Here is a 24,818-nt window from a genome sequence, read left to right on the forward strand (position 1 = left end):
AGGGGTAGGCCGAAAAATCCCTCTTTGATATTTGTCTTCTTTCGTGAGCGGCTATGCCGAGCCGTGGCACCCTTCATAAGCCTGCCCCGACCCACACCAGCACCCCGCCCCCGCCTCCGGCGGCCACCCCGCCGCCCGCCCCCGCGCCGCAAGCGTCGTCGCGTACTGCGGCAGCAAGGATGAGTCCTCCGGGGACGCGCCCTCCGAAGCGGCGAACGCCTCGTACGAGGGGACCGTGCCCGTCACGATGCCCAAGTTTGGGGTCCCCGAGGACGAGAGTTCCCTCAGCGACGACTCTATGGTCGTCAAGTGCGTCTCGTGGGACGGGTATTCGGTCGCGAGCGACGGGTACGCCGTCAGGAGTTCTGTTAGTTCCGTGGACGGCCAGTGCAGGATCGCCACCGGGAAGGGACGGGAGAGCGCCTCGCGGTAGGAGCCCAACTCCGCCTGGATTCGGGAGATTTCCGCGCGGAGTTCCGCGGGGTTCTCCGAGCCGAGGGACCAGATGCGCTTCGGGTCGTGGAGTTCGTCGAGGGAGACCGTGGCGCGGGTCGTGTGGACGTGGTCCGCCAGGGTGTCCCACGCGTCGTGGTCCGCGCCCATGAGGCGGCGTACGCGGTGGCGGCCGAAGAGGAGGGGGTGCGTCGCGTAGGGAGGTTCCGAGGAGTCCTCGGGGACGAGCAGCGTCACCGCCTCCGTGAACGTGTCGTGCGCCTGTTCCAGCTCGTCGTGGGACTCCAGGGACTCCGCCACGATCACCCAGGGCGCCGGGTCGCGCGGCGCCGACGTGCGGATGCCGTCGATGATCGCCCTGGCCTCCGCCTCGTGTCCGTACTCCCAGAGGTTCGACGCCTTCAGGGCGCGGATCAGGAGGGGCGAGGAGGGCGGTTGCGGGGCGGACGGGGACAGCAGGCTGTCGTAGAGCGTCGTCGCGCGGTCGCGGGCGCCGGCCAGTTCCAGGTGGGCCGCGGCCTGGAGGAGGAGCTGTTCGGCGTCCTCCGGGTACAGGCCGGCCGTGCGTTCCAGGCGCGCGGCTTCGGCGATGTGGTCGACGTCGACGTGGTCGGCAGCAGCAGGCTTGTCGGGGCGCATACGGGACACCGTACTGCCGAGCGCCTGTTTGGAGCAGGGCCGCAGCAGGCCGCAGGAGGGGCGTGGCAGGGAGCGGCCCGTCTTCGGGGCTGGTCCGGGCATGGGATGTATGGATTGTTGCGAGGGGAGCGCCTATCGTGCGGGCCTCTTCTGGGAGGGCGGCGGCGTGCGGGAACGAATTCCGGTGGTGGTGCGGCACGGTCCCCGTCGCGCGCGGCGCGGGCCCGCCGCCCGCCTCCTCTGGAACGGCGCCGAAGTCGCCGTCACCCTCGGCCTCGTGCTCCTCCTGCTCGTCGCCCATCAGCTGTGGTGGACCAACCGGCAGGCCCGCGCCGCCGCCGAGCGGAAGGTTCAGGCTCTTGAGGAGGAGTGGGGGCGGGGCACAGGCGCCGACGACGTGCCGTCGGGGGACGGGGGCGGGGACGGGGGCGAGGGCGCGGACGGTTCCGGGGCTGAGGGGCGGCGTCCCTCGCGTGACACCGATGTCGACACCCGCCCCGAGTCCCGAGCCCGCGCCAACCCACCCGCCCCCAAGCCCAATTGGGACCAGGCCTACGCCGTCCTCCGCATTCCCCGCATCGGCATCCGCGTCCCCGTCGCCGAAGGCATCAGCAAGAGCGCCGTTCTCAATCAGGGGTACGTCGGGCATTACCCCCGTACCGCCCAGCCCGGGCAGGCCGGGAATTTCGCCGTCGCGGGGCACCGCAATACCCATGGGGAGCCGTTTCGGTACATCAATCGGCTGCGGAACGGGGACGAGCTGACCGTCGAGACCAAGAGCGCCCGCTATACGTACGTCGTCGACAAGGCACTCGCGCAGACCTCCGCCCGCGACAGCGGCGTCATTCGGAGCGTGCCGCGCAGCGAGGTGCGGAAGGGGTACGGGTACGCCGAGCCCGGGTTCTACATCACGCTCACCACCTGCACTCCCGAGTACACCTCGAAATACCGGCTCGTCGTGTGGGGCAAGCTCCGCTCCATGCGGCCCCGGTAGTCCTGCCGATAGGGTCGTCGTTCGTGATCGCTCGACGTCCGCATCTGCTGTGGCTCCTCGTTCCCTTCGTGCTCTATATCGGCGTGCTGCCCTTCGTGAACCGGGTGCGGCCCGTCGTCTTCGGGCTGCCGTTCCTCTTCTTCTGGCTGCTGGCCGCGACCCTGCTCACGCCGCTGTGCGTGTGGCTCGCCCGCCGCGGGGACCAGCGGCTCGTCGAGCGCGGCGGGAGGGCGGGCCATGAGTGACGGCACCGTCGCCACCGGCATCTTCGCCGTCTTCATGGTCGGCACCGTCGTCCTCGGGCTCGCCGCCGTGCGCGGGCGGGGGAAGCAGGGCGGGCTCACCGAGTGGTCGGTGGGCGGGCGCAGTCTGGGGGCCGTGTTCATCTGGGTGCTGATGGCGGGGGAGGGGTACACGAGTTTCAGTTATCTGGGGGCCGCGGGGTGGGGGTACAACTACGGGGCGCCCGTGTTGTACGTCGTCGCCTATATGTCCTGCGGATACGCCGTGGGATACGTGGTCGGCCCGATGCTCTGGAACTACGCCCGCACGCACGGTCTCGTCAGCATCAGTGACATGGTCGCCCACCGTTTCGCCAGGCCCTGGCTCGGTGCCGGTGTCGCGATTCTCGTGACCGTCTTCCTGCTTCCGTACATTCAGTTGCAGATCACCGGCATGGGCGTCGTCGTGTCCACCATCAGTTATGGCGCGATCAGCCTCAACTGGGCCTATTTCATCGGATTCGCGGTCACCACCGGGTTCGTGGTCGTGAGCGGTCTGCGCGGAAGCGCCTGGGTCTCCGTCCTGAAAGACGTACTCGTCATCGGGACGCTGGCCTTTCTCGCCGCCTACGTACCCCTCCACTACTTCGACGGGTACGGGGATTTCCTCGGGCGGATCGTCGACGAGAAGGCGCAGTGGCTCACGCTGCCGGGCGGCGGCGAAAGTCCTTATGGGGAGGCGTGGTTCGCCACCACCTCCTTCCTCAACGCCCTCACCGTCGTCATCTTCCCGACCACCGTCGCCGGGTACCTCGGCGCGCGCAGCGCGGACGGGCTGCGGCGCAACGCCATCTGGCTGCCCGCCTACAACGTGCTGCTCTTCGTCCCCATGCTCCTTGGCATGGCGGCGGTGTTCGTGGTGCCGGGGCTCACCGGCGCCGAGTCCAACCTCGCGCTCTTCAAGCTGGTGGTGGACTCGCTGCCCGCGTGGGCGGTCGGCGTGATCGGGGTCGCCGCCGCGCTCTCCTCCATCGTGCCGATGGCCGTATTCATGCTGGTCATCGGCACGATGTGGGGGAGCAGCGTGCTCTCGCTGCTGCCCCGGTGGCGCGGGCAGCGGCGGCAGAAGCTCGCCTCGCAGGCGGTGGTCGTGGTCGCGGGGGCGCTCGCCCTCGTCCTGACCTACGCGGCGCCCAACACCCTCGTACGGCTCTCCCTCATCTCGTACGAGGGGATGGCGCAGCTCGTACCGATGCTGCTTCTCGGCCTCGTATGGCGGAAGTTGACGTTCGTGGGGGCGCTGAGCGGGCTCGTCGTGGGGGTCGCGGTCGTGTGCGCGCTGGTCTTCAGCGAGCGCGATCCGGTCTTCGGCGTGAACGCGGGGATCGTCGCGCTCGCCGCCAATCTGGCGGTGGCGCTCGCGCTGACGTACGCCGGTCCCGCCGACCGTGCGGACGGGCGGCCGGACTCGGAGGTGCTCGCGCGCGACCCCCTGGGCGAGGAGGGCGAGGAAGGCGACGAGGGGGATGTCAGCGTCGGCGCTCCCTCAGCAGGAGCGGCACGCTGACCGCCGCGAGCACGGCGAGCCCCGCCGCGGGCACGGCGAGCCCCGCCGCGGGCACGGCGAGCCCCGCCGCGGGCACGGCGAGCCCCGCCGCGGGCACGGCGAGCCCCGCCGCGAGCGCCATGGCCGCGTCCGTGCCGCGCGCCAGATCGCCGGAGGACGTGGACACCGCGATCTTCAGGGCGACGCCCGCGGCCGACCCGATGTAGCGGGCCGTGTTGTCGGCGTCCGAGCCCGTCGCCGCACGGTCGGCGGGCACGGACTCCACGGCGAGCGGCGGCAGCGCGGCGTTCCGCAGGCCGCTGCCCGCGCCGGAGACCAGCAGGCCGGGCAGGAGCCGGGGCCAGGAGCCCGCGGAGGCGGCGCCGAGCACCGTCAGGACGGCGACGGTGTGCAGCGCGAAGCCGATGACCAGTCGGCCCCGTCGGCGACTGCCGCCGGCCTGCGGGCTCCTCGTGTCGCCCGCGGACGTCGAGACGCTGCCGGGTCCCGGGCTCGACCCCGACCCGGCGGACCCGGTCAGCCGCGCCCTCGCCCGGCCCCGCCGCCTCCCGCAGCCCGTTGAGACCGACCCCACGTGAGGCAGGGGCTCGTCCGGCCCGTACGTCCGGTATAACCTGCAGTACGACATCAGTACGCCATCAGTACGACAAGTGGCGAGCGCACGAGGAGAGGGGGACCGACCATGCGAGACGTGATCCGGAACGGGAAAGCGGCCGTGCGTCCGGCCCTGCTGCTCCTCTTCCTGCTCGTCGAGGTCGTCCTCGTCGACACCGGCAGCCTCACCGCCGCCGTCGCCCTCGCCGCCACCGCCGCGGCGAGTTCCGCGCTCGCCGTCTGCTCGGTGATCGCCGCGCGCTGCGCGCCCGCCGTGCCCCGCACCAAGGTGCGCACGGCCATCCGCGACCGGGAACGGCGCACCGCCTTCCTGCCCCAGCGCGACCCCGACGCGGCGGGCCGTCCACGGCCCCGAGCGCCCGGCCGTGCCCTCCTGACGGCCGCGTAGGGGAAACAGCCACACCATCACCCCTCGTGGGTCGTCACGCCGACGCGATTTCTTCCGCTTCGCCTCCCGGCACGACGAAACCCTCGGAGGGCTTCTCCATGTCCGCTTTCATGTCCGTGTTCGCCAGTCTGGTCGAGCACCTCGCCGACGCGCTCGACCCGCTCTTCCACGCCTCGGCGACCGCCGCCGCGATCGTCCTGTTCACCGCCTGCGTACGCCTCCTCGTCCACCCCCTGTCACGCGCGTCGGCCCGCGGCCAGAAGGCGCGCGCCAAGCTCTCCCCGCAGATCGCGGAGCTGCGCAAGAAGCACTCCAAGAACCCGGAGAAGCTCCAGAAGGCGGTCATGGAGCTGCACCGCAAGGAGAAGGTCTCGCCGCTCTCCGGCTGCCTGCCGAGCCTCTTCCAGCTGCCCGCCTTCTTTCTGCTCTACCACCTCTTCTCCAACTCCAGCATCGGCGGCGAGGCGAACACGCTGCTCGACCACACGCTCTTCGCCGCGCCGCTCGGCGGCCGCTGGGCGGACGCGCTCTCCGACGGCGGGGTCTTCGGGGCGCAGGGGCTCGTCTACCTCGGGCTCTTCGCGATCGTCGCGGCCGTCGCCACGTTCAACTTCAAGCGCACCAAGCGACAGATGGCCGCCAACCCGCAGCCGGGGACGGGCGCGGGGACCGGGGCCGGTGACCAGCCGATGCCGGGCATGGCCGCGATGGCCAAGGTCATGCCGCTGATGTCGTTCATGACTCTGTTCACCGTGGCCGTGGTCCCGCTGGCCGCGGCGCTGTACGTGGTGACCAGCACGACCTGGAGCGCGGTCGAGCGGGCCGTGCTGTACCGGGACATGCCGAGCGGCGCGGGGGCGTTGGCTACCGCCGCGTAACAGTCCAGTACGTGAACGAGGTCTTGCGGACGGGACGAGGACCTTGGACGATCGACCAAACCTCCGATGGCCGCAACCCATCGGCCGGGCTACCGAAGGAATGGAGTCTGACCATGAAGCTGCTGCGAGTCGGTACGGCAGGCGCGGAGCGTCCGGCACTGCTCGACGCCGCGGGGACCCTGCGGGACCTGTCGGGGGTGGTCGCCGACATCGACGGGACCGTGCTCGCCGACGCCGCCGCCCTGGGCCGGATCAGGGCCGCCGCGGAAGCCGGTGACCTGCCCGTACTCCCGGCCGACGGGCTCCGCGTCGGGCCGCCGGTCGGCCGGGTGGGCAAGGTCGTCTGCATCGGCCTCAACTACCACGACCACGCGGCGGAGACGGGTGCCGAGCCGCCGGCCGAGCCCGTCGTCTTCTTCAAGGCGGCGGACACGGTGGTCGGCCCCGACGACACCGTCCTGGTGCCGCGCCGCTCGGTCAAGACGGACTGGGAGGTCGAGCTCGCCGTGGTCATCGGACGTACGGCGCGCTACCTGGAGTCCCACGAGGAGGCGCTGGCGCACGTCGCCGGGTACGCGGTGGCGCACGACGTGTCCGAGCGCGAGTTCCAGATCGAGCGCGGCGGCACCTGGGACAAGGGCAAGAACTGCGAGACGTTCAACCCGCTCGGCCCCTGGCTGGTCACCGCGGACGAGGTGCCGGACCCGCAGGCCCTGTCCCTCAAGCTCTGGGTCAACGGCGAGCTCAAGCAGGACGGCAGCACCTCCGACCAGATCTTCCCGGTCGCGGAAGTGGTGCGCTACGTAAGCCAGTTCATGACGCTGTACCCGGGCGACGTCATCAACACCGGTACGCCCGCGGGCGTGGCCATGGGGCAGCCCGAGCCCAAGCCGTATCTGCGGGCGGGCGATGTGGTGGAGCTGGAGATCGAAGGGCTCGGGCGGCAGCGGCAGGAACTCAAGGGCGCGTAACCGGCCCGTCCTCGACGTCGCGGCGAGGAAAGCGCCGTGGCGGCAGCCGGCTCCCGTGCGCCGGGAGCGAGGGCTGCCGCCCGGCGTGCCGCCGGTGCATGATGACGCCGTGGGACTGACTGCGGTCGAAGCCGCGCTCACCGGCACGGCGCTGGGATCCCTCGCCACGTTCTCCAGTGCCTGGTACATCCAGCGCGCCACGACCAGGCGCGAGCACGAGAGCCGCCTCTGGGAGCGGCGGCGGGGTGTCTACGACGAGGCCGTGATCTTGATGCACCGGATCGGGCACCTGCGCGACGAGGTCGAGGAGACCGGCGCCTTCCCCGAGCGCGCGCCCGGCGACCCCGACCCCGTGGGTGACATGACCGCACTCGTGGCCCGCATGGACATCTACGGGACCGATGAACTCCTGGCGGCCTGTGAACGGGTCTTCGAGGCGCTGGATGGCTGGAACAGGGCCTGGGGCGCCTGGCACACCCAGCGCGAGACCAACCCCCGGCGCAGCGCGTCCGATCCACGGTGGGTGCGGTTCCTGGACCTCGTCAAGGTGTCGCGTGAGGCGGAGAGCCGCGCCATCGGACTACTGAGGTCCGACGTGCACGTCGAACGGCCCCCCGAGTGGTGGAAGTTGCGGGAGCGGCACGCCTGGCGGAAGAGGCGCAGGACAGGGAACTGACGGCGACTGACGGAAACTGACGGCAGCTGCGGCAGAGAATGCGCGCGCATCGAATCGATAGATCACCGAGCCGTACGGGAAGCGGTGATTCACGGGGCGGAATACGCCCAACGTGACGTAACAGCAACGGTATTCGGCCCTTCTTCCGGCATATTCGCCAAGAAGCGCGCAGAGCGTGGCGCGGCCGAAACCTTTCCTGGCTACCATGGCGTCTTCCGGGCGAAAGCGGGGGTTCGCTCAGGGTCCGGTACGGGGGGTGACCCGTGGTCTATGACGAGTACTTCATCGAAATCTTCCGGGACGACTTCCGGCTGGGGTCCGGAGTGCGGCTCACCCGGGATTTCGCCCTCACCGCGGCGCACTGCCTGGAGTTGAACGAACTCGAGGGCAGGGCGGCGGTAAGGCTCTGTCTGCCGGACGGCAAGCAGGCCATGGGTGAGGTGCAGGAATACGACGATCTCTCCGACCTCGCGCTACTGAGGCTCATCTTCCACAAGGACGAGGACGTCCAGCTTCCGGGAGTGTGCTTCGACGAGGCGCGCGAGGGCGAGCTGTGGCAGGCGACCCACCAACTGCCCGACACGGGAAATGACTTGAGGGGCAGCGTCGCCGAAGTCGCCAGCCCGTACCGAAGTACACAGGATGGGGCCCGGGTCTGCGCGTTGCGCCTCGACTGTTACCGGGTACCAGATGACTACGGCAGGTTCGCCGGGAGTCCCGTGGAACGCGGAGACCCCTATCGGCCGCCCGTCGTCCTCGGGCTCATCGTCAAACTGCGGCCAGGAGCGGGCCCCGACCCGAAGACGGTCTACGCGGGCACCGTGCGGGAGGCCGTCCGGCGGTTCGGACGCTTCCGCATCGAGGACCTGGACAGGGAGCCCTATCCCCTGTCCGTGAGCCCTTACCGCCTGGAGTCCACCGAATCGGTGGACGACATGCGGAGCAGGGCCGCGGCGAGAGAAGCCCTCGACCGGGCCGGCTACTCGTCCGTGGTGAGACTGCCGTGGAAACGCCGCTGATACCGCGCCCGACCGGCAGCGGGCCGGCGGCACCCCAGGAGGAACCATGACCACGACCGAATACCTGGATCACGCCATCGCGGTCGCCGAGGAGATGCTCCTCGCGCCGTCCGCGCCGCGCAGGGGCGACAGGGACCGCCTCGCGGACTACGTGAAGTACGTCGGCAGGCCGGAGCCGGCCGCCGAGTCCCAACAAGCCTTCGCCGAGCAACTCACCCACCTCGCCAAGCTGCTCGGCGCGCTCGACATGAAGACGCTCTCCTTGAACGTGGCGGGCATGACGCTGCGGCACATGGAGATCTCGGAGGCGGACCACGAGGTGTACGGGGCCTCCGTCTGGAACGAACTGGGCGCGCTGCTGGCCGAACACGGCGAGCTCGAGCGGTCCAGGCTCATCCTGTGCTGCGCCCTCGGCAGGGCCAAGAGGGGCAGTGACGCCCCCGAGCGGGGCAGGATCCTCGCGAACCTGGGCGCCGTGAGCCTGCGCATGGGGCACATCGCGGACGCCGAGGTCTGGGCGGGCAAGGCGCTGCGGGAGCTGGACACGTACTGGGGCGACGAGGACCGCGAAGCGCGGATGACCGCGGACTGGGTGTTCCTCGAAGTCGCCAGGGAGCACGAGGACATCAGTCGACTCGACTCCGCCATGGAGCAGTTCGACCAGTCGGCCGACGACGTCATCCGCCTCAAGGGCGGCGACCACCCCACGGCGATCGCCGCGCGGCGCGCCCTGGCCACCGCGAAGTACGAGAAGGCCGCCGCGACCCACGACGTGGAGCGCAGCGAGCGCCAGCTGGGCGAGATGGAGATCGTGAAGCTGAACGCCTCGGCTCTCCTCGGGGCGCGCCACCGCGAGACCATCGTGGCCCAAGCGGCCCTGGCGGTCGCCGAGTTCGACGCGGCGAGCGGCGGCTCGGGCAGCCTGCTGCGCAGGCAGCGTGCCGTGTGCCTCCTTGAGACGGCCGAGGAGATGGCGGTGGACGTGCTGGGCCGCGGCCACGCCCAGACCCTGGCGATAAGGGAGGCGCTCGCGCATTTACGAGAAGCCACCGTGCAGCCGGACGACCTGCCGTACCTCATCGATCACACCTATACACCGCAGCAGAACGACCTCCGCAATGAGGCGAAGCGCACGGCGATCAACGCGGAGGGCAATGTCATCCGCCTCATCGCGCACGCGGGAGCCTCGTATTTCCTCGACGACCTGGACATCTTCTACTGGCAGATCAGGGCGGCGCTGCAACGCGGCGTTCTTTTCCACGTGATCCTCAGCAGTCCCTGGAACAATCTCGCGATCTTCATGCACCACGGCACGGAATCGGACCGGGCCTGCGAGAACATCGTGGACCGGGTGAAGGCGAGCGATTATTACCGCAAGACCTATGTGCCCGTGATCCGTTCCTATCTCTCGCTGCGCAAGGAGTTCCCCGGTCAGGTGGAGCTGAAGCTGACCCCCACCGACCTCTCCGGGTCGACGCTGATCACCTCGGAGGTGAGCTTCTTCGAGCCGTACATCACCACGAACCCGCAGCACCGTACGCGCAGGGGCCTGATGGTCTTCGAGCACCGGTTCCGCAAGGACAGCAAGTACTACGCGGACAGCCAGGCGGCGTTCCTCGCACAGTGGGAACTGACCAGTACCTGGGAGCAGTTCAGGGTGCACGAGGAGCGGCACAAGGGGCGGCTGCGGGCGCTGCTCGCGACGCAGTCCGACGACCGGCTGAGCAAGAACGACGATGCCGACGACGACGCGGACGGCGCGGGCGGCGAGAGCGGCGAGGGCTTCATGGGCGGTGCAGCGCGCCGGCCCTGACGCTCCCGAGGACACCGGCCGAGCCGACGAAGAGGGCATCGGGCAGCGCGTCCATGGGCCAGAACTCCCAGCGCAGACACCGGTCGGGCTCGCGTAGGCGGATGTCGCCGCTGTAGTCGACGATCTCGACGCCGACCTGCATGTGGTGGTTGGCCGCCGGGTCGGGATCCGTGACGCAGGCGACCCGCATGTCCAGGGCGCGGACGCCGGTCTCCTCGTCGAGCTCCCTGCGGGCGGCGTCCATGAGGGTCTCGCCCACCTCCAGATGGCCGCCGGGCAGGCCCCAGGTGCCCGCCCCGAAGCAGTTGGCCCGCAGGCCGAGCAGGACGTCGCCGCCGAGGCGGACGATCGCCTGGACCCCTACGCGAACGTGTGCTGTCATCGGGAGCTCCTCATGCGTCCGGGTACGTACCGTCGAAGTTCTCGGCATTGCGCGCCGGGGCGATCAGCTCGGCGGGGCGCAGCGTTCCGCGAGCCAGCCTCTCGAAGAGATTCCCTGTCCTGCGCTCCCCATCCTCGTCGACCACGACGATCTCGCAGTCCGGGTCGACGAAGAAGTAGCTGCCGGTGCGGGTGGAGTTGCGGTACACGCGCAGCGGCACGCCGCGCCGGTCGGCCGCCTCCTGGCAGCGGGCCACCACGTCCTCGAACTCGGCGTCCCCGATGGAGAGCCAGTCCCGGTTGTCCGCGCCGTAGTTGGTCTCCGACATCTGGTAGACCTTCCACACGTGGGGGAGCGATCCGTCGTCCTCGATCAGGTCGAGGACGTCCGGCGCGCCCTGGGTGTTGAGGCGGGTGACCACCGTGCCCAGCTTGACGCGGACGTGCTGGTGGTTCTTGCGGACCTCCCTGAGGAGGCCGAGCACCCTGTCGCGGTGCGGCGCGACGCCGGTGCGCATGAGCTTGTGCTCCGCCTCGTCCTTGGACTCAAGCGGCAGGGCGATCCAGGAGAGCCCCGGCAGCACGCGCTCCATGGCGCGCAGCGGGGCGAGGCCGTTGGTGCTGAGGACCACGCGGGTCCTTCGGCCGTCCGGCAGGGGATCGCTCAACTCCCGTACGAGATCCGGGAGATAGGGCAGCAGGGTCGGTTCGCCACCGGAGATCACGACGCCCTGGACGCCGCCGTCCCGCAGGACGGAGGCGACGCGCAGTGCCGTTTCCTCGTCCATGGAGGGGACGTCGTGGCGGGGGCCGAAACAGAAGGGGCAGTCGAGATTGCAACGGCCGATGGGGCGCAGGTCCACGAAGGCGGGCAGACGTACGGGGGGCGGTCCGACGGACGCGGGCAGGCGCATGCGGGCGACCTTATGGGGTCCCTGGGGCGACGCATGGCCGGAATCACCCGATCAGGCTGAAAGAGCCTGGTTCTGACCGTCGGGGGCGCGAGTGTATGCGTAGATGGCATGGCCTAGGCCATGAACCGCTCCAGTGCCTCCACCACCAGTGCGTGATCCGCCACCTGTGGCAACCCCGACACCACCACCGTGCCGATGACCCCCGCGCCCTCGACCGCGAGGGGGAACGCGCCGCCGTGCGCCGCGTAGACGTCGAGGTCCAGGTGAGAGGACTCCTCGAACGTGGTGCCCTTGGCGCGGAAGCGGGCGCCGACCAGGTACGAGGCGCAGCCGTAGCGCTCGACGACGCGGCGCTTGCGGTCGATCCAGGCGTCGTTGTCGGGCGTCGATCCCGGCAGCGCCGCGTGGAACAGCTGCTGGCCGCCGCGCCGGATGTCGATGGCGACGGGGGCCTCGCGCTCGCGGGCCAGGCCGACCAGGAGCGTGCCGAGCCGCCAGGCGTCGTCGTACGTGAAGTGGGGCAGGACAAGGCGGCGCTCCTGCTCCTCCAGCTCGGCGACCGTGGGCGTGGGTGTGGGCGAGGACGCGGGCGTCGTCACAGCGTCACCGTCACGCCGTCGCGCGCCGAGCGGCGGGCCGCCTCGATGACGTCGAGGGCCGCGGCCGCCTCGTGCGCGGTGACCGGGTTCTCGCCGGTGCCGAGCAGGGCGTCGGCGACCGCCGCGTAGTAGGCGGGGTAGTCGCCGGGCAGCGTGGGCGTGGGGCGGCCGCCGCCGGTCAGCGGGGACTCTCCGGAGCCGACCCGGCCCCACATCGAATCGGGCTCCACGCCCCAGGGGGTGTCGGACGCGGGCCGCTTGCCGTCGCGCAGGGCCGCCTCCTGGGGGTCCAGGCCGTACTTCACATAGCCCGCCTGCGAGCCGAGCGCGCGGAAGCGCGGGCCGAGCTGGGCGGTGGTGGCGCTGACGTAGAGGTGCGAGCGGACGCCGTTCGCGTGCGTGATCGCGATGAACGTGTCGTCGTCGGCCTCGGCGCCGGGGCGGCGCACATCGGTCTCCGCGTACACGCGGGCCGCCGGGCCGAAGAGCACGAGCGCCTGGTCGACGACGTGGCTGCCCAGGTCGTAGAGGAGACCGCCGATCTCCTCCGGGTTCCCGGACTCGCGCCAGCCGCCCTTGGGTCGCGGCCGCCACCGCTCGAAGCGGGACTCGAAGCGCCAGATGTCGCCGAGCTCGCCGTCGGCGATCAGGGCGCGCAGCGTACGGAAGTCGTTGTCCCAGCGCCGGTTCTGGAAGACGGAGAGGAGCAGGCCGCGCTCGTCGGCGAGGGCGGCGAGCTCGCGGGCCTCGGCGGCCGTGCCCGCGATCGGCTTGTCCACGACGACCGGCAGGCCCGCCTTGAGGGCGGCGGTGGCCAGCGGCACATGGGTCTTGTTCGGGGACGCGATGACGATCAGGTCGAGCTCGTCGGCACGCTCCCACAGCTCGTCGGCCGACGCGGCGGCGCGCAGCCCGTCGCCGAACTCGGCGCGGGCCTGCTCCTGCCGCTCCGGGTTCGACGTCACGACGGTGTCGAGGACGAGCCCTTCGGTGGCGGCGATCAGCGGGGCGTGGAAGACGGAACCCGCGAGGCCGTACCCGACGAGGCCGACGCGGAGGGGGGTGCCGTCGCTGAGGGGGGTGCCGACGCTGAGAGGGGTGCCGGAGCCTGTACCAGTCATGCACTCCACTTAAGCAACGGTGTTGCCAAAGTGCAAGCGGAAGGGACAATGGCCCCGTGAAGTCGTACGTGAACAGGGCCAACGCCGGAGTGAACCTGCCTGCGCTGCGCGGCCACAACGCCGCGCTCGTGCTCGATCTGCTGCGCGCGGCGGGCGACGGCGGCATCAGCCGCCTGGAACTCGCCGAGCGCACCGGGCTCACCCCGCAGGCGGTCAGCAAGATCACCGCCCGGCTGCGCGCCGAAGGGCTCGCCGCCGACGCGGGCCGCCGCGCCTCGACGGGCGGCAAGCCGCGCACGGTGCTCCGGCTCGTCCCCGACGCCGGGCACGCCGTCGGACTGCACCTCGACCGCGACGAGCTGACCGCCGTCCTGGTCGACCTGACCGGCGCGGTGGTCGCCGAGCGCCGCGCCCCGCTGGCCTTCGGCGCGGGCGCCGACGCCGTGGTGGCCGCGGCGGCGGGGGAGGTGCGGGCGCTGCTCGCCGGGCACGGCGCGGTGTCCGGCGTCGGCGTGGCGCTGCCGGGCCCGCTCGACCACGCCGAAGGCGTGCTGCACCGGGTGACCGGCTTCCCCGCCTGGGACGGCTTCCCGCTCGGGGACGCGCTCGCGGAGCGGCTCGCGCTGCCCGTCGTGGTCGACAAGGACACCAACGCCGCCGCCCTCGGCCTCGCGCTCGCGGGCGCCGCCGAGTCCTTCGCGTATCTGCACCTGGGCACCGGGCTCGGCGCCGGACTCGTGCTCGGCGGCGCCCTGTACCGGGGCGAGCGCACCGGGGCAGGCGAATTCGGCCACCAGGTGCTCCAGTTGGACGGGCCCGCGTGCGCGTGCGGGGACCGCGGCTGCGTCGAGGCGCTGTGCCTGGCGGCCGTCGCGGGCGGCGCGCTCGACGAGGCGGCACGCGTGCTCGGCACGGCGGCGGGCAACCTCGTCGGGCTCCTCGACATCGACCGCGTCCTGCTCGGCGGACGGACCGTATTCGCCGCCGAGGACCTCTTCGTACGCGGTGTGGGCGCGGTCGTCGACGAGCGGGTGCGGCGCGGCGGCGGGGGAGCGCGGGTGCCCGTCGCGCTCGCTCCCGGCGGGGAGCGCGGGGTCGCGGAGGGGGCGGCCCAGCTGGTGCTCGCGCCGGTCTTCGGCCGGGCGGATGTGGCGATTCCCGCCCATCGGGGCCTTTCCGGTTCGCCGGGCCTTTCTGGTTCGCCGGGGCTTTCCCGTTCATCAGGAGTGAGGGAAATCCGCTGATCGGGCGGGTTCGGACGCCCGATCGGTCCCATTGGGTGGTGGCGTGCCGGTGAGGTCGCGCGCGCGTGGCAGGGTCGCGGGCCACGACCGGTCTTCCGCGCCCCGTTGAGCAAAGGTCCGCCATGCGCTTGTGCAGTTCTCTCGCCTCCGGCGTCGCCGCCGCGGTCGTCGCCCTCGCGTCCGGCGCGGTGGGGACACCAGCTGTGGCGGACAGCGGCGCGCATCAGGGACCCGGCTGCGCGCCCGCGGACAGCGCCGACTTCCCCGTCGACACCCGCATCCACGCGGGCCCCGCCGCCTACCGCGCGGGCGGCGGCCACCGGAGCTGGACGATCGACCTCACCAACACCACGGGTGACACCTGCGACGACGTCCACCCGGTCCTCGTCCTCGTCGACGGGAAGCGGACGCTGCGGGCGCGCCAGATCCGCCTGGAGTTCCACGACGGGACGCGCTGGCGGCCCGTGGCGTTCGAGAAGACCGACCGGGACGAGAAGATCGGCGTCTTCGGCGAGGGCTCCGACGGCACCGACGCCAACGGCGGCTCCGGCGACTTCGAGGGCTTCACGGTCGGCCCCGGCAGGACCGTCACCGTCAAGGCCCGGCTCGCCTTCACCGCCGACGCGCGGCCCGATCACGTGGTCGCCTCCGCCGCGCTCGTCCAGCGCAGGGGCGACGACGGCGACTGGGTCGGCGAGTCCAACGACTATCCGTTCGACATCGTGACCGGCGGCTCTTCCCGTCTGCCGTCGGCCACCAATCAGCTCGCCGAGACGGGCCCGGACGCGCTGCTCGGGCTCGGCGCCACCGCGGGCGCGCTCCTCTTCGTCGGCGGCGCCCTGGTGGTGGGTTCCCGGCGCATTCGGGCCACCGGGCGCTGAACTGGCCATTCCGTTCCCGTCACCTGCCGAACGGCTGGCGGCACCCGCCGTTCACCTGCCAGTTCACGAACGTCTGCGAACATCCCCGGGTGGACAACCCGAACACCGCGCAGCCGCCCGCCCACCTGCTCGACCAGGCCCCCGGCGCCCCCGTGCGCTCCGGCATCCCGGAGCACGGACGCATCCCGAAGTACTACGCCGTGAAGGCCAGGATCGCCGTCCTCATCGAGGAGTTGGGGGACGGCAAGGCGCTGCCCACCGAGCGGGATCTCGCCGTGCGCTACGAGGTGGCGCGCGAGACCGTGCGCCAGGCGCTGCGCGAACTGCTCCTGGAGGGACGGCTGCGCAGGCAGGGCCGCGGCACCGTCGTCGCGGGCCCCAAGCTGGAGCAGCCGCTGTCGCTCGCGAGTTACACCGAAGGCGTACGACGGCAGGGGCGCAGGCCGGGACGTCACCTCATCTCCCTCGACCGCTTCCCGTGCCCGCCCGTGCTCGCCGCGGAGATCCGCGCCGACGTGGGCGAACCCGTCTGGCACATGGAGCGCGTGCTGCTCGCCGACGACGAGCGGGTCGGCCTGGAGAGCACCTACGTCCCGGTGGGCCTGGTGCCCCGGCTCGACGGCGACTTCGAGCCGGACTCGTCCTTCTACGCCTATCTGCGCGACGAACTCGGCATCGCCTTCGGGGACGCCGACGAACGGATCGAGACGGTGCTCGCCACCCCGCGCGAGGCGCTGCTCGTCGGGACGCCGCCCGCGCTGCCGATGCTGCTGATCCACCGGCTCTCCCGGGACACCTCGGGACGCCCCCTCGAGCGGGTGCGGACCCTCTACCGGGGCGACCGGTTCTCGTTCACCACGCATCTCGGCCACACCGCGGGCGTCACGGACAACGGCTGAACACGCCCTCCACAGACGGCGATCGACCCAAGATGATAACGGAAACGTAACGGGTCTAGGCCAAGCTTGGGTGGCCGTTCACCGTCCCGTTGCCCGTCGGCCCCACGCGGGTCACCCGTCCCCAGGAGCGTTGCCGCCGTGAGAGTCATCGTCGTAGGAGCCGGCGTGGTGGGAACCATGCACGCCTGGCACGCAGTGGAACGCGGCCACGAGGTCGTACAGATCGAGCGCGAGAGCGAGGCCCGCGGGGCGTCGCTGCGCAACTTCGGACAGATATGGGTGAGCGGCCGCGCGGGCGGCGAGGAGCTCGACACCGCGCTGCGCGCCCGGGAGCTCTGGGAGGGCATCGGCGAACGCGTGCCGGGCCTCGGTTTCCGGGCCATCGGCTCGCTGACCCTGGTGCGGAACGAACGCGAGCGCGCCGTCGCCGAGGCGGCGCTCGCCCGCCCGGACGCGGCCGCCCGCGGCTACAAGCTGCTCACCGCCGACGAGGCGCGCGACCTCAACCCCGCCCTGCGCGGCGAGTTCAGCGCCGCCCTGTGGTGCGAGCGGGACGCGGCGGTGGAGCCGCGCACCGCCCAACTGAGGCTGCGCGAAGCCCTGTCGAAGTCCCCGCGCTACACCTTCCTGCCCGGCCGTGAGGTCCGCGAGGTCGTCGGCACGGGCAGCGTCCGCGACGACCACGGTGACGTGCACACCGGCGACGCCGTCGTGCTCGCCACCGGCGCCTGGCTCGGCGGCCTCGTGCGCGAACTGGCGGGCCCCGACCTGCCCGTGCGCCGCGTACGCCTCCAGATGATGCAGACCGAACCGCTCGGCGAGACGCTCACCACCTCCGTCGCCGACGCCGACAGCTTCCGCTACTACCCGGCGTACAAGTCCGACGCGCTCGACGCGCTCAACGCCGGACAGGCCCAGCGGCCGACCGCCGAAGCGCACAAGATGCAGCTGCTCATGGTGCAGCGCGCGGACGGCGGCCTGACCATCGGCGACACCCACGAGTACGAACACCCCTTCGCCTTCGACACCCTCGAAGACCCCTACGAGCACCTCACCGAGGTCGTCGAGGGCTTCCTCGGCCGCCCGCTGCCGAAGATCAGGCGGCGCTGGGCCGGGGTGTACGCGCAGTGCGTCGACACCAGCCGCGTCGTGCACCGACAGGAGCTGCGCCCCGGCGTGTGGCTGGTCACCGGGCCCGGCGGGCGCGGCATGACCTGCTCGCCCGCCATCGCCGAGAAGACCGCGGACCAACTGGGATGGTGAACGAATTGAGCACGCACCGTACGGGCCTCGTCGTACTGGACATGGCGGGCACCACCGTCGCCGACGGCGGCCTCGTCGAGCAGGCCTTCGCCGCCGCCGCGCGGGAGCTCGGCGTCGAGCCCGACTCCGCCGACCACGCGGCGAAACTGGAGTACGTCCGCGCCACGATGGGCGAGTCCAAGATCTCCGTCTTCCGGCACCTCTTCGGCGAAGAGGCGCTCGCCCAGCAGGCGAACGTCGCGTTCGAGAAGGCGTACGGGACGCTCGTCGACGGCGGCCGCATCGCCCCGATACCCGGGGCGCGCGAGGCCGTCGAGGAGCTCCAGGAGGACGGCAGGACCGTCGTCCTGACCACCGGGTTCGCCCGCGTCACGCAGGACGCCATCCTCGACGCGCTCGGCTGGCGCGACCTCGTCGGGCTCACCCTGTGTCCCGCCGACGCGGGCGGCCGCGGGCGGCCCTACCCGGACATGGTGCTCGCCGCGTTCCTGCGCACCGGGGCGGTCGACGGGGTCCAGGACGTCGCGGTCGCGGGCGACACGGCGTACGACATGCTCAGCGGCGTACGGTCCGGGGCCTCGGTCGTCGCCGGAGTGCTGACCGGCGCCCACGGCGACGCGGCGCTCCGCGAGGCCGGTGCCACCCACGTCCTCGGCTCCGTCGCCGAACTGCCCGCGCTGCTCCGGGGAACCGGCTGATGGGCAGCGGCATCCGCTTCGACCGGGTCTCCGTCGCCTACGGCGGGAACACCGTCCTCGACTCGCTCGACCTGACCGTCGAACCCGGCGAGGTCATGGCCCTGCTCGGGCCCTCCGGGTCCGGCAAGACCACCGCGCTGCGGGCCGTCGCGGGCTTCGTGCGGCCCGCCTCCGGGCGGGTGTTCATCGGGGAGCGCGACGTCACGGGCCTGCCGCCGCACCAGCGCGGCATCGGCATGGTCGTCCAGCAGTACGCGCTCTTCCCGCACATGCGCGTCGCGGACAACGTCGCCTTCGGCATGAAGGCGCAGAAGGTGGCGAAGGGCGAGATCCCCGGACGGGTCGCCGAAGCCCTGGAGATGACGGGCATGGCGGCGTACGCGCGGCGCTTCCCGCGCGAGCTGTCCGGCGGGCAGCAGCAGCGGGTCGCGATCGCGCGGGCGCTCGCCATCCGGCCCGGAGTGCTGCTCCTCGACGAGCCGCTGTCCGCGCTCGACGCGCAGCTGCGGTCGGGAATGCTCGCCGAACTCGCCCGGTTGCACCGGGAGTTGCCGGACGTCTCCATTCTGTACGTCACCCATGACCAGGTGGAGGCGCTGACCCTGGCCGACCGGATCGCCGTCATGGACCGGGCGCGGCTGCGGGACTGCGGTACGCCGCAGGAGCTCTATCGGGCGCCTCGGACCGAGTTCACCGCTTCCTTCGTGGGCAACGCGAATCTCCTTCCGGTGACGGTGGGGTCGGCGGGTGTCTCCCTCGGCGGGGCCGAGCTCAAGGTGGACACGGGGTCGGCGGCGCCGGGGGCGACGGCCACGTTGTGCGTGCGGCCGCATCTGGTGGGGCTCGGCGACGGGCCCAACCCCCTCCGGGGGAAGGTGAGCGAGGTCCAATGGCGGGGCTCCACGCATCGGTTGTACGTCGATGTGGATGGTCAGCGGGTGAAGGCGGATGTCCGGGAACTCCGGACACCGCCTGCCATCGGGGACTCGGTCACCTTGCACTTCGCTCCTGAGGACGCGGTGCTCTTGTCCGGCGGGGTGACCGATGGGTAGTCCGACTGAGCGCCTCGGTAAGCAGGGCTCGGCGACGGGGGCTGTGCCCACCCATCCCCAAGCTCTCGGCTGCGCTCGAACAGGGGAGGCCCCACTCGCCCCGGCGGAGGGCATGCCCACAGCGGTAGCGGCCACTGCCGCCGCGACCGGCACGGCGAAGGCTGCCGGAGGCAGGGGCGGGCAGCCGGGGCGCAAGGTGCCCGCCTTCGTCTGGGCCCTGCCCCCCATCGCCCTCCTCTCCCTCTTCTTCCTCTATCCCCTCGCCCTCGTCGTCCAGCAGTCCGTGCAACCCGACAGCGGGGGGACCTCCCTCCAGCCCTACTCCGACGTGTTCGCCTCCGAGGCGTTCCGGGAGGCGCTCGGGACCACCGTGTGGCTCGCGGTGGGGGCGACCGTGGGGTGCCTCGTGCTGGGGTTCGCCCTCGCGCTCGTCATCGCCTTCGTGCCGTTTCCCGGTGGCAAGGCCGTCTCCCGGTTCATCGACGTCTTCCTCTCCTTCCCGTCCTTCCTGATCACGCTCGCCCTGCTGTTCGTCTACGGGACGAAGGGCATGGCGAACGGGGTGTGGACGGACGCGACGGGCGCCGCCGAGGGGCCTTTCCAGTTCCTCACCACCCCGTGGGGCGTGCTGCTCGCCGAGATCACGTACTTCACGCCCTTCGTGATGCGGCCGCTGCTCGCCGCGTTCTCGCAGCTCGACACCGCGCAGCTGGAGGTCGCGTCGAGCCTGGGCGCCAAGCCGTGGCGGATCGTGCGCCGGGTGATCCTGCCCGAGGCGCTGCCCGCGCTCGCGGCGGGCGGCAGCCTCGTCCTCGTCATGTGTCTGAACGAGTTCGGGATCGTCCTCTTCACGGGGGCCAAGGGCGTCACGACCCTGCCGATGCTCGTCTACAGCAAGGCGATCCTGGAGTCCGACTATCCGGCGGCCTGTGTCGTCGCCGTCGTCAACATCGCGATTTCCGTGGGCCTCTACGGCCTGTACCGGGTGGTGAGCCGTCGTGTTGGTGCATAGCCGCAAGGGGAAGTGGGCCACCTGGGCGCTCTTCTTCGTCCTCTTCCTGCCGCTCTTCGCGCTGCCGCTGCTCGTGATCCTCGCGGCGTCGTTCGCCCAGCACTGGTCGGGGGCCTTCCCCTCCGGGTTCACCACCGAGCACTACGGGTCGGCCACCCGAGGGGAGTCGCTCCAGGCGCTCACCACCAGCCTGGTCACGGCCCTCAGCGCCAGCCTGCTCGCGCTGACCGTCGGATCGTGGGCCGCGCTCGCCGCGGCCTCGCTGAGGAAGGGCGGCAAGCGGCTGCTCGACGCGCTGTTCATGCTGCCCGTCGCCGTGCCGTCCGTCGTCGTCGGCCTCGCGGTCCTCGTCGCGTTCAGCAAGCCGCCGATGATCCTCAACGGCACGAGCTCGATCGTGATCCTCGCGCACACCATTCTTGTCACGGCGTTCGCCTACCAGTCGGTTTCGGCTGCCATCGTGCGTCTCGACCCGGCGTACGAACAGGCCGCCGCATCGCTCGGTGCCCGGCCCTCGTACGTCCTGTGGAAGGTGAAGCTGCCGCTCCTGCTGCCGTCCCTGACGGCGGCCGCCGGGCTCTGCTTCGCGCTCTCCATGGGCGAGTTGAGCGCCACGATGATGCTCTACCCGCCGGACTGGATGCCGCTCCCCGTGCGGATCTACGCGGCCACCGACCGAGGCTCCCTCTTCACCGGTGCCGCCGTCGCCGTGGTCCTGATGGCGGCGACGCTGCTGGTGCTCTTCGCCGTGTCCCGCGTCCGCACCCGCGCCTCCTATCGCTGAACTCGCCGAACTGACCCCCGTCCCACGGTTCTTCAAGGAGTACGAAACGCCATGTCCCGCCTTATCCGAGCCCGCCACGCCCGCACGATCGCCGCCGTCACCGGCAGCCTCGTCCTCGCCGGATCCCTCAGCGCGTGCGGCGGCAGCTCCGCCGCGTCCGACGAGAAGACCGTCACCGTCTACAGCGCCGACGGCCTCAAGGGCGAGAACGGCGACGGCTGGTACGACCAGGTCTTCAAGGACTTCACGAAGAAGACCGGCATCAAGGTGAACTACGTCGAGGGCGGCTCCGGCGAGATGGTGCAGCGCGCCGTCCGCGAGAAGTCCAACACGCAGGCCGACGTCATCATCACCCTGCCGCCGTTCATCCAGCAGGCCGACGAGAAGGGCCTGCTGCAGGAGTACAAGCCCAAGGGGTCCGAGCAGGTCGACGGCGCCGACAAGGACGCCGACGGCAAGTGGACCTCCGTCGTGAACAACTACTTCGGCTTCATCTACAACAAGAAGGAGCTGTCGGGCGGCAAGGCGCCCAAGACGTGGGAGGACCTCACCGACAGTTCGTTCAAGGACAAGGTGCAGTACTCCACGCCCGGCGTCGCGGGCGACGGCACCGCCGTGCTCATCAAGGCGATGCACGACTTCGGCGGCAAGAAGCCCGCCATGGACTACCTGAAGAAGCTCCAGACCAACAACGTCGGCCCGTCCGCCTCCACCGGCAAGCTCGCGCCCAAGGTCGACAAGGGCGAGCTGCTCGCCGCCAACGGCGACGTCCAGATGAACTACGCGCAGTCCAAGGACATGCCGAACCTCGGCATCTGGTTCCCCGCCAAGCAGGGCGGCAAGCCGACCACCTTCGCCCTGCCCTACGCGGCCGGGCTCGTCACCAAGGCCCCGCACGACGCCAACGCCAAGAAGTTCCTCGACTACCTGCTCGGCCGCAAGGCCCAGCAGCAGGTCAGCGAGATCGGCGGCGGCTTCGCGGCCCGCAAGGACGTCAAGGCCACCGACGACAACGCGGTCGCGCTCGACAAGATCGTGGACGGCGTCGAGGTCTTCGAGCCCGACTGGGCGGACATCTCCAAGAACCTCAAGGCGTACGTCGAGGACTGGAAGTCGGCGACGGGTAGCTGAGAGTTCACCGGGCAGCCGAGAGTTCACCGTCGCACCTCTGGCCCCGGGGTACTCGGTAGCGAAAAGATAACGGGTATGGACCCAACGCCCCTGGAAACCCAGGGGCGTTGGCGTGCTCCGACTCCCCCCAACGCATCACCGACTTCGGAGGACCACGTGTCGTCAGGTATCACCCGCCGCTCACTGCTCGTCTCCACCGCGGCCGCCGCCCTCGCCGCGGGGCCCCTCGCCGCCGTCGCCAGGGCCGCGGCCAAGACCCCCAAGGTCCTGGTCATCGGCCTCGACGGCGCGCTGCTGAACAGAATCAAGGACGCGGAAACCCCCACCCTCAAGGGCCTGATGAGCGCGGGCCTGACCGCGCCCAGCGCGCTCTACGCCCAGCCGCTCGCGCCCACCTCGTCGGGCCCCGGCTGGTCGACGCTGATCACCGGCGTCTGGCCCGACAAGCACAAGGTCGTGAACAACGAGTTCACGGGACACCAGCTCGCCAAGTACCCGGACTTCATGACCCGAGTCGAGGCGGCGAAGCCAGGGCTCCGGACCTACGCCGTGGCGTCCTGGGCGCCGATCACCGACATCATCTTCTCCGCGAAGGTCGACGCCCGGGTCTCCACCCCGGCCGCCGAGTACGACGTGGGCACCACGTCCCGCGCCGTCGCCGAGGTCAAGAACGGCAACCCCGACGCGGTCTTCGTCCAGCTCGACAACGTCGACCACGCGGGCCACGAGAGCGGCGCGGCGAGCCAGGCGTACCTGGACGCGCTGCACGGCGTCGACACCCAGGTCGGCCAGATCCTCGCCGCCGTCAAGTCCCGCGCCACGTACGGCAACGAGGACTGGCTCATCATGATCACCGCGGACCACGGGCACACCGACGCGGGCGGCCACGGCGGCTCCAGCTGGGCCGAGCGCCAGACCTTCATGATCGCCACGGGCGGCACGGTCACGGCGGGATCGGTGCGCCACGACGTCCGCATGCCCGACATCGCGGCCAGCGCCCTCGCCCACCTCGGCATCGCCATCGACCCCGCCTGGGGCCTGGACGGCCGCCCGGTCCAGCAGCCGAGGCCCGACGACTTCGACGCGCTGCGCGCCGAGCTGACGGGCCCGGTCGACGAGGGCGGCATCGGCTCCGGCGTCATCGGCTTCACCCACACGCCGCCGAGCGGCTGGAGCGTCGACAACACGAAGATGGGCACCGGCGGCATCACCGAGTGGCGCGGCTGGTCCTTCACGACCGACGAGTTCTGGACCAAGGCCGAGCGCGACCAGCGGCGCGAGAACAACATCCGCGCGCGGGGCGTGTTCGCCGTCGCCGACGGCGACGAGTGGGCGGACAAGTCCTTCTCCGGCACCTTCGACTCGACACTGATCAGCCCCTCGTACGACGTGCGGGGCGGCGCGAAGGCGACGCTCACGTACACGACGTACTACCGCCAGGAGGCACCGCAGAAGGGCGAGGTCCTCGTCTCGTACGACGGCGGGGCCCCTGTCGCGGTGAAGACGTACACGGCGGACACGGCATCCGTCGTCGAGAACCTCACCCTCCAGGTACCGGCCGGCGCCCGGAAGGCTCAGGTCCGGTTCCGCTACACCGGGGGCAACAACTGGTACTGGACGATCGACGGGGTCAAGATCACGGCTTCCTGATTAGGCTGTGGGCGTCGGCACAGCGCTGTCCCGGCGCCCCAGGCAACCCGTACACCGCAGGAGTGCACCCCATGGCAGAGCGCAAGCCCATCGAATCGTGGCTCACCGACATGGACGGCGTACTCATCCACGAGGGAGTGCCGATCCCCGGAGCCGACGCCTTCATCAAGAAGCTGCGCGACTCAGGGAAGCCCTTCCTGGTCCTGACGAACAACTCCATCTACACCGCGCGCGACCTCCAGGCCCGGCTGACCCGGATGGGCCTGGAGGTGCCCGTCGAGAACATCTGGACGTCCGCGCTCGCCACGGCGAAGTTCCTGGACGACCAGCGGCCCGGCGGCACGGCGTACGTCATCGGTGAGGCCGGTCTTACCACGGCGCTGCACGACATCGGGTACGTCCTGACCGACCACGACCCCGACTACGTGGTGCTCGGCGAGACCCGGACGTACTCCTTCGAGGCCATGACGAAGGCCGTCCGGCTGATCAACGGCGGGGCGCGCTTCATCTGCACCAACCCGGACGAGACCGGTCCCTCCACCGAGGGGCCGCTGCCCGCCACCGGGGCCGTCGCGGCGCTGATCACCAAGGCGACCGGCAAGAACCCGTACTTCGCGGGCAAGCCGAATCCGCTGATGATGCGGACGGGGCTGAACGCGATCGGGGCGCATTCGGAGACGAGCGCGATGATCGGGGACCGCATGGACACGGATGTCCTTGCCGGACTGGAAGCGGGGATGGAGACGTTTCTGGTGCTCACCGGGCTTACCGCCCGGGGGGATGTTGATCAGCATCCCTTCCGGCCTTCGAACATCGTTGATTCCATCGCTGATCTTGTGGATCGGGTCTAAGCGCCGCTTCGCGGCGATACCTTTCCCGCCCGCCCGCCCGAATCTCCGCGCCGGAGCGTGTTTGTAGGGGCCCTGGCAGCCATACGGGTGCGTCAGGGATGCGG

At 71.0% G+C, this 24,818-nt stretch carries 26 protein-coding genes and 1 pseudogene; 21 read left to right on the forward strand and 6 right to left on the reverse strand.

The genetic code is table 11. The features are described 5' to 3' along the window. Positions 1-51 precede the first annotated feature (51 nt). Positions 52-1,092, reverse strand: coding sequence for an SEC-C domain-containing protein (locus tag CP970_RS27290; RefSeq protein ID WP_150494866.1), 1,041 nt, complete (start codon positions 1,090-1,092; stop codon positions 52-54). A gap of 166 nt (positions 1,093-1,258) precedes the next feature. Between CP970_RS27290 and CP970_RS27295 the strand changes: the two genes are divergently transcribed. From CP970_RS27295 to CP970_RS27305, 3 genes are read left to right on the forward strand one after another with little or no spacing between them, the layout of a single operon-like run. After that, positions 1,259-2,086, forward strand: a complete 828-nt coding sequence (locus tag CP970_RS27295; RefSeq protein ID WP_224058728.1) for a class E sortase — start codon at positions 1,259-1,261, stop codon at positions 2,084-2,086. 23 nt (positions 2,087-2,109) lie between these two features. Continuing rightward, positions 2,110-2,331: a DUF3311 domain-containing protein gene (locus CP970_RS27300; protein WP_224058730.1), complete on the forward strand. Its 222-nt coding sequence runs from the start codon at positions 2,110-2,112 to the stop codon at positions 2,329-2,331. Next, positions 2,324-3,874 (forward strand): sodium:solute symporter family protein, encoded by a 1,551-nt coding sequence (locus tag CP970_RS27305; protein ID WP_150494054.1) that lies wholly within the window; start codon positions 2,324-2,326, stop codon positions 3,872-3,874. Before CP970_RS27300 ends, CP970_RS27305 begins: the two co-directional genes overlap by 8 nt. Here CP970_RS27305 and CP970_RS27310 read toward each other — a convergent pair. Beyond that, positions 3,837-4,244: an MFS transporter gene (locus CP970_RS27310; protein WP_079043908.1), complete on the reverse strand. Its 408-nt coding sequence runs from the start codon at positions 4,242-4,244 to the stop codon at positions 3,837-3,839. The genes CP970_RS27305 and CP970_RS27310 overlap by 38 nt on opposite strands. A gap of 64 nt (positions 4,245-4,308) precedes the next feature. Between CP970_RS27310 and CP970_RS45095 the strand changes: the two are divergent. From CP970_RS45095 to CP970_RS27345, 7 genes and pseudogenes are all read left to right on the forward strand, one after another. Beyond that, positions 4,309-4,452 (forward strand): annotated as a pseudogene (locus tag CP970_RS45095) (winged helix-turn-helix transcriptional regulator); the annotation flags it as partial. A gap of 104 nt (positions 4,453-4,556) precedes the next feature. Beyond that, on the forward strand, positions 4,557-4,877 hold the full coding sequence (locus CP970_RS27320) for a DUF6412 domain-containing protein (RefSeq protein WP_055553968.1): 321 nt from the start codon (positions 4,557-4,559) through the stop codon (positions 4,875-4,877). Between the two features lie 98 nt (positions 4,878-4,975). Beyond that, positions 4,976-5,755 (forward strand): YidC/Oxa1 family membrane protein insertase, encoded by a 780-nt coding sequence (locus CP970_RS27325; RefSeq protein ID WP_055553966.1) that lies wholly within the window; start codon positions 4,976-4,978, stop codon positions 5,753-5,755. Between the two features lie 113 nt (positions 5,756-5,868). Beyond that, positions 5,869-6,726: a fumarylacetoacetate hydrolase family protein gene (locus CP970_RS27330; protein ID WP_055553963.1), complete on the forward strand. Its 858-nt coding sequence runs from the start codon at positions 5,869-5,871 to the stop codon at positions 6,724-6,726. Positions 6,727-6,835: 109 nt separating this feature from the next. Beyond that, positions 6,836-7,402, forward strand: coding sequence for a hypothetical protein (locus tag CP970_RS27335; RefSeq protein ID WP_055553960.1), 567 nt, complete (start codon positions 6,836-6,838; stop codon positions 7,400-7,402). A 263-nt stretch (positions 7,403-7,665) separates the two neighbouring features. Then, positions 7,666-8,421 carry a trypsin-like peptidase domain-containing protein gene (locus CP970_RS27340; protein WP_055553958.1) on the forward strand — a complete coding sequence of 252 codons (756 nt, stop codon included), beginning with the start codon at positions 7,666-7,668 and terminating at the stop codon, positions 8,419-8,421. Between the two features lie 46 nt (positions 8,422-8,467). Further along, positions 8,468-10,234 (forward strand): hypothetical protein, encoded by a 1,767-nt coding sequence (locus tag CP970_RS27345; protein ID WP_055553956.1) that lies wholly within the window; start codon positions 8,468-8,470, stop codon positions 10,232-10,234. Here CP970_RS27345 and CP970_RS27350 read toward each other — a convergent pair. From CP970_RS27350 to CP970_RS27365, 4 genes are all read right to left on the reverse strand, one after another. Then, a complete protein-coding gene (locus CP970_RS27350) occupies positions 10,206-10,616 on the reverse strand; it encodes a nucleotide triphosphate diphosphatase NUDT15 (RefSeq protein ID WP_055553954.1) in 411 nt (136 codons plus the stop codon). The genes CP970_RS27345 and CP970_RS27350 overlap by 29 nt on opposite strands. 10 nt (positions 10,617-10,626) lie before the next feature. Next, positions 10,627-11,529, reverse strand: a complete 903-nt coding sequence (locus CP970_RS27355) for a radical SAM protein (protein ID WP_055553952.1) — start codon at positions 11,527-11,529, stop codon at positions 10,627-10,629. A gap of 113 nt (positions 11,530-11,642) precedes the next feature. Next, the gene (locus tag CP970_RS27360; RefSeq protein WP_055553950.1) at positions 11,643-12,128 is read right to left on the reverse strand and encodes a heme-degrading domain-containing protein; all 486 of its coding nucleotides are present in this window, start codon (positions 12,126-12,128) and stop codon (positions 11,643-11,645) included. Then, positions 12,125-13,249: a Gfo/Idh/MocA family protein gene (locus CP970_RS27365; RefSeq protein WP_055553947.1), complete on the reverse strand. Its 1,125-nt coding sequence runs from the start codon at positions 13,247-13,249 to the stop codon at positions 12,125-12,127. Before CP970_RS27365 ends, CP970_RS27360 begins: the two co-directional genes overlap by 4 nt. 56 nt (positions 13,250-13,305) lie before the next feature. On the opposite strand from CP970_RS27365, the gene CP970_RS27370 reads away from it, so the two are divergent. The 11 genes from CP970_RS27370 (at position 13,306) to CP970_RS27420 (ending at position 24,714) form a co-directional block, all read left to right on the forward strand. Further along, entirely contained in the window at positions 13,306-14,493 is a 1,188-nt protein-coding gene (locus CP970_RS27370) for an ROK family transcriptional regulator (RefSeq protein WP_079043906.1), read from the forward strand. A 122-nt stretch (positions 14,494-14,615) separates the two neighbouring features. Next, entirely contained in the window at positions 14,616-15,374 is a 759-nt protein-coding gene (locus tag CP970_RS27375) for a hypothetical protein (RefSeq protein WP_055553945.1), read from the forward strand. An 89-nt stretch (positions 15,375-15,463) separates the two neighbouring features. Further along, complete coding sequence (locus tag CP970_RS27380; RefSeq protein WP_079043905.1) at positions 15,464-16,273, forward strand: GntR family transcriptional regulator; 810 nt, start codon at positions 15,464-15,466, stop codon at positions 16,271-16,273. 138 nt (positions 16,274-16,411) lie between these two features. Continuing rightward, on the forward strand, positions 16,412-17,536 hold the full coding sequence (locus CP970_RS27385) for a TIGR03364 family FAD-dependent oxidoreductase (protein ID WP_055553943.1): 1,125 nt from the start codon (positions 16,412-16,414) through the stop codon (positions 17,534-17,536). Positions 17,537-17,541: 5 nt separating this feature from the next. Next, positions 17,542-18,234, forward strand: a complete 693-nt coding sequence (locus tag CP970_RS27390) for a phosphonatase-like hydrolase (protein ID WP_398655858.1) — start codon at positions 17,542-17,544, stop codon at positions 18,232-18,234. Further along, positions 18,234-19,286, forward strand: a complete 1,053-nt coding sequence (locus CP970_RS27395) for an ABC transporter ATP-binding protein (protein ID WP_055553939.1) — start codon at positions 18,234-18,236, stop codon at positions 19,284-19,286. Before CP970_RS27390 ends, CP970_RS27395 begins: the two co-directional genes overlap by 1 nt. Positions 19,287-19,398: 112 nt before the next feature. Continuing rightward, entirely contained in the window at positions 19,399-20,298 is a 900-nt protein-coding gene (locus CP970_RS27400) for a 2-aminoethylphosphonate ABC transporter permease subunit (RefSeq protein WP_055553937.1), read from the forward strand. Next, positions 20,285-21,082, forward strand: a complete 798-nt coding sequence (locus tag CP970_RS27405) for an ABC transporter permease (protein ID WP_055553935.1) — start codon at positions 20,285-20,287, stop codon at positions 21,080-21,082. Before CP970_RS27400 ends, CP970_RS27405 begins: the two co-directional genes overlap by 14 nt. A gap of 51 nt (positions 21,083-21,133) precedes the next feature. Further along, positions 21,134-22,213: a 2-aminoethylphosphonate ABC transporter substrate-binding protein gene (locus tag CP970_RS27410; RefSeq protein ID WP_079043904.1), complete on the forward strand. Its 1,080-nt coding sequence runs from the start codon at positions 21,134-21,136 to the stop codon at positions 22,211-22,213. A gap of 156 nt (positions 22,214-22,369) precedes the next feature. Beyond that, on the forward strand, positions 22,370-23,863 hold the full coding sequence (locus CP970_RS27415; RefSeq protein WP_224058735.1) for an alkaline phosphatase family protein: 1,494 nt from the start codon (positions 22,370-22,372) through the stop codon (positions 23,861-23,863). Positions 23,864-23,934: 71 nt separating this feature from the next. Continuing rightward, positions 23,935-24,714: an HAD-IIA family hydrolase gene (locus tag CP970_RS27420; protein WP_055553933.1), complete on the forward strand. Its 780-nt coding sequence runs from the start codon at positions 23,935-23,937 to the stop codon at positions 24,712-24,714. The last annotated feature ends 104 nt before the right edge of the window (positions 24,715-24,818 follow it).

This window comes from Streptomyces kanamyceticus, assembly GCF_008704495.1.
Classification (GTDB): domain Bacteria; phylum Actinomycetota; class Actinomycetes; order Streptomycetales; family Streptomycetaceae; genus Streptomyces; species Streptomyces kanamyceticus.

Excerpts from the sequence above, each read along its gene's own strand:
- CP970_RS27290 (WP_150494866.1), bottom strand. The coding sequence starts at position 1,092 with ATGCGCCCCGACAAGCCTGCTGCTGCCGACCACGTCGACGTCGACCAC.
- CP970_RS27305 (WP_150494054.1), top strand. The coding sequence starts at position 2,324 with ATGAGTGACGGCACCGTCGCCACCGGCATCTTCGCCGTCTTCATGGTC.
- CP970_RS27320 (WP_055553968.1), top strand. The coding sequence starts at position 4,557 with ATGCGAGACGTGATCCGGAACGGGAAAGCGGCCGTGCGTCCGGCCCTG.
- CP970_RS27325 (WP_055553966.1), top strand. The coding sequence starts at position 4,976 with ATGTCCGCTTTCATGTCCGTGTTCGCCAGTCTGGTCGAGCACCTCGCC.
- CP970_RS27330 (WP_055553963.1), top strand. The coding sequence starts at position 5,869 with ATGAAGCTGCTGCGAGTCGGTACGGCAGGCGCGGAGCGTCCGGCACTG.
- CP970_RS27345 (WP_055553956.1), top strand. The coding sequence starts at position 8,468 with ATGACCACGACCGAATACCTGGATCACGCCATCGCGGTCGCCGAGGAG.
- CP970_RS27350 (WP_055553954.1), bottom strand. The coding sequence starts at position 10,616 with ATGACAGCACACGTTCGCGTAGGGGTCCAGGCGATCGTCCGCCTCGGC.
- CP970_RS27355 (WP_055553952.1), bottom strand. The coding sequence starts at position 11,529 with ATGCGCCTGCCCGCGTCCGTCGGACCGCCCCCCGTACGTCTGCCCGCC.
- CP970_RS27365 (WP_055553947.1), bottom strand. The coding sequence starts at position 13,249 with ATGACTGGTACAGGCTCCGGCACCCCTCTCAGCGTCGGCACCCCCCTC.
- CP970_RS27375 (WP_055553945.1), top strand. The coding sequence starts at position 14,616 with ATGCGCTTGTGCAGTTCTCTCGCCTCCGGCGTCGCCGCCGCGGTCGTC.
- CP970_RS27395 (WP_055553939.1), top strand. The coding sequence starts at position 18,234 with ATGGGCAGCGGCATCCGCTTCGACCGGGTCTCCGTCGCCTACGGCGGG.
- CP970_RS27400 (WP_055553937.1), top strand. The coding sequence starts at position 19,399 with ATGCCCACAGCGGTAGCGGCCACTGCCGCCGCGACCGGCACGGCGAAG.
- CP970_RS27410 (WP_079043904.1), top strand. The coding sequence starts at position 21,134 with ATGTCCCGCCTTATCCGAGCCCGCCACGCCCGCACGATCGCCGCCGTC.
- CP970_RS27420 (WP_055553933.1), top strand. The coding sequence starts at position 23,935 with ATGGCAGAGCGCAAGCCCATCGAATCGTGGCTCACCGACATGGACGGC.